This window comes from Neiella litorisoli, from assembly GCF_014773395.1.
In the GTDB taxonomy this organism is placed as follows: domain Bacteria; phylum Pseudomonadota; class Gammaproteobacteria; order Enterobacterales; family Neiellaceae; genus Neiella; species Neiella litorisoli.
Genome location: NZ_JACXAF010000042.1, coordinates 1 through 3,335, shown reverse-complemented (window position 1 = coordinate 3,335; position 3,335 = coordinate 1). Strand labels below are relative to the sequence as shown.

Sequence of the window (3,335 nt, the reverse complement as noted above, 5' to 3'; positions counted from 1 at the left end):
TGACAAGCATTGTTCGCAGGGTGTCACTCCCCGCTGTTGCTGCGAGTGACACCCTTTCCCATCGAGCATTGCTTACCCACCTTGCACGACCGCCTTTGTTTGGCGGTAGCACTTCCGTGGATAAGCGTTTCACAACTCGCCCCTTTCCCTGCCAAACAGGGAGCGAAGCGACAGCGCCGCAGGCAACGGAACATTTGGTTTGCTCGAAAGCTCAAAGGCCGAAGGCAAAAAGCAGCTCCATGATTGCACCCGTTCAGCCCCCTAGCGCTTGCGCTAGGAAATGGGCTGGCATTCTTGGTCTATAGGGCTTAGCTTTTTGGGAGATGTTGGATAGCCGCCTCTGGCGGTGTTTAGGCCAATTTCATCATGCGGTCTTAATGCGTATTCAATATGGTAGGCAGAGTTTTTATCTAAGCCTCTGTGCAGTATTTCAAATCGGTATCTATTAAGCCCCTTAGACCGCATTTCACGGTACACCTTGTAGTAATCACTGCGCTTCCCTTTGGGTTTAGAAACTTTGTTTCTATGGCGCTTCCAGCGCCTCTTGGGGTCGTTCGTAACCCCTATGTACCCTTGGCTTTCTGGCTCGGTGTTCCCAACTTCTCTGATCCAATACACAACGTAATTTTTCAAGGCACGCCCCTTTCTTTTATTTCTTGATTTTAACTCCGAGTATGAGTTGACACACAACTACACAATCGCTTTCTGACAGGGTTTCCATTTCCACGGGTAAACCCATGAAAACCCCGTCAGGCTCATGTGCATTTGTGGACAACTCTTTCGGCATACTTTGTATAGAGTGAGAAGCAGCGCCTCCAGAGGCCGCATAAAACCTAGATCGTTACCGCAAGTCTTTGCACTTAAACCGCAGACACTTACACCTAGAACCGCAACTTTTGGCCTCATTTGTTGCGGTTTGCTTGAAATCACGTTACGCTGAAAGTGTAATATTCAGCATGGATTTCTGCGGTATGAGTGAAAAAAAGAGAACTAAGACCCCTACGTTAAGAGAGCTTAACAGGCAATTTAGCCCTGATTTCAATCCGTTAGTTGAACCTAAGACTGTCGAAACTAAAAGGCGCTATGTTCGAGCAGCGAAATCAAATGAACTGGTAGACCCAACGACAGGAGAAGTGCGAGCAGTAGCCTCTATCCACACCGTAGAGGAAAAGGACGACAAAGAGTTTGTGAAGATTTTCGCAGAGGGCGTAAAAGCCATGTATGGGCTTACCCGAACAGGCATGAGGGTATTTCAAGCGATATTGGATGAATATCAAGACACCAAGATGTCAGGGGGGTTTGCAGATGCGGTATTTATCCACTGGTTTGGTGATGGGCTACAAGGTAGGGACATAGGTATGTCCGAAAGGACTTTTCAAAATGGTCTCAAAGAGCTTTTATTGCTTGGTTTTATCTCCCCAAGAGCAGGGAATCTCTATTGGGTAAATCCTGCATTGTTTTTCAAAGGTGATCGGGTAGCGTTTATCAAAGAGTATCGCCGCAAGAAGCCCTGCCCCAATATTGAGCAGGAGTAGCACAGTTGAAAACTATCCCAGAATGGGACACTCACAACCCCAGCGCCTTATTCCAGCGCCCAGCGCTCGAAATCGTCCCAATCTTCTTCATCGTCCGGCATCGAGCTAGAGCGTTCATCCGGCACGACTTCCAGAGACGTTGCAATCTCCACCCAGCAAGGCGGTTGCTCTACGTCCGGCCTCAACTCAGGCGGCATTGATAGTCGCTCTTTGTAGGCCATATCAGACAGGAAAACGTCAGCCTTGGTTACGCTCATTTGCCACCTCGACACGAACCCCACCAAGCCCCGCCAAAGAGGATAACAACCGTTAGTGCTGCTGCAACCAACCCGATGATTTGAATGGTACTCATGCTTCCCCCTGCTTTGCTTTTGAGGGCAGTATATCAGCGGCCCAGGTAAACCGCAGTGACGCTCTCCCTACCGTGTCCCAGCTCGTTTGAAATCTGCATTCTGGCCTCAAAATCCAGCGTCTTCGCTTCCCCTGAAAGCCCTTTGGTGGACTCGCCTCCTGCGGCTGGAGCTAATCGCCCAGTTAGTTCTAGGTAGCGCTGCTGCGCATAGGCGTGACGCAAGCCGTGTCCCTTGAAGCCTGCTCCTAGCTTGATTGCCTCCCGTTCGTAGAGCTTCATTTGTTGCTTGTATGTACGCTCGGAAGGAATTAGTGAGCCGCTACGCGCCAGCGCTTTAGCTTCGTCCAGCAGTTTCCGCTGTACCTCGGTACGGATCGCAACATCCCTTGGTCGAGCGCCTTTGGTCTTGTGAAGGTGCAGGTGCGTTCCCTTATCGGCCTGCATGGGCTGAATCTTCATCGCCTCTTCACGGCGAAGACCAAAAGCTTCCTGCAATCGAAAAGACATTCTCAGGTGCGGCTCAGATATGCGCTCTAAGGCTCCAAAATCGAGCTGTACGGCTTTTTGCTCGTTTGTGACGTACTGACGCTGCTCAATACCCATCGAAGCGTTTGAGGCCGCGCACAGGCCCGATTTACCGATTCGCTCAGATACCCATCGAATATGCGCCATCCGGTTTTTGATCGTACCGGCGCTCAAGCCTTGCTCTTTCCAGAGGCTCAGAACGCGCTCGATGTGCTTTGGTTTCAGATTTCGGAGCTGGAGCCGCTTCACGCCCGCTTCTCGAAGCTGCCTGTCTATCAGCGTCATTGTTTTTAAACGTGCGGCCTGAGTTGCTTGGGAGCCTACTCGATGCTGTCGCAGCAAGCCTTTTGCTTGATAGAGGAAATCTGAAGCCATAACACACCCATGAAATTTTAATCAGAGAAAAATGGGGTCTATTTCGACCCCGATCATCAATTTATTTCAGCGTTTTTGGGCTGGTTAGGCTCTGGTGACGAGCAAGGTAAATTCTGAGAACTGGTTAGTGTTAATGCTCATACGCGCTTCTCAAGCGTCGTATTCTGCACAGGCAGACAGGGAGCGTTTTTGCTTACTCAGCGTGTCGCATTGCAACCGAACGAGCCGTAGGCCGTGTGGATTTGCAGTTACCAGAGGGAGTCCCGTGGGGACGTGAAAGCCAAAAAATGCGCTGGTTATTCTGAAGTTTTTTGTCGATTTCTGTTCGGCAATGGCCGCATGTAAGTCCCGTTCATCGTACCCACAGAAAGCCTCTGAGCAACCCCTGTTGGCGCTTTATGCGTCTCGGCGTCACCCCATCGTAATTCTGTTTTTCTGCTCTCAGTTCCGTATGACAAGCATTGTTCGCAGGGTGTCACTCCCCGCTGTTGCTGCGAGTGACACCCTTTCCCATCGAGCATTGCTTACCCACCTTGCACGACCGCCTT

At 50.5% G+C, this 3,335-nt stretch carries 4 protein-coding genes; 1 reads left to right on the top strand and 3 read right to left on the bottom strand.

The window, feature by feature from the left end; translation table 11 throughout:
- Positions 1–273: 273 nt before the first annotated feature.
- Positions 274–618: a GIY-YIG nuclease family protein gene (locus IC617_RS19140; protein WP_369410435.1), complete on the bottom strand. Its 345-nt coding sequence runs from the start codon at positions 616–618 to the stop codon at positions 274–276.
- A gap of 353 nt (positions 619–971) precedes the next feature.
- On the opposite strand from IC617_RS19140, the gene IC617_RS18715 reads away from it, so the two are divergent.
- Positions 972–1,535 carry a replication/maintenance protein RepL gene (locus IC617_RS18715; protein WP_191146506.1) on the top strand — a complete coding sequence of 188 codons (564 nt, stop codon included), beginning with the start codon at positions 972–974 and terminating at the stop codon, positions 1,533–1,535.
- A gap of 47 nt (positions 1,536–1,582) precedes the next feature.
- Here IC617_RS18715 and IC617_RS18710 read toward each other — a convergent pair whose 3' ends face one another.
- A complete protein-coding gene (locus tag IC617_RS18710) occupies positions 1,583–1,792 on the bottom strand; it encodes a hypothetical protein (protein ID WP_191146505.1) in 210 nt (69 codons plus the stop codon).
- A gap of 128 nt (positions 1,793–1,920) precedes the next feature.
- On the bottom strand, positions 1,921–2,787 hold the full coding sequence (locus tag IC617_RS18705; protein WP_191146504.1) for a phage integrase N-terminal domain-containing protein: 867 nt from the start codon (positions 2,785–2,787) through the stop codon (positions 1,921–1,923).
- Positions 2,788–3,335 lie beyond the last annotated feature (548 nt).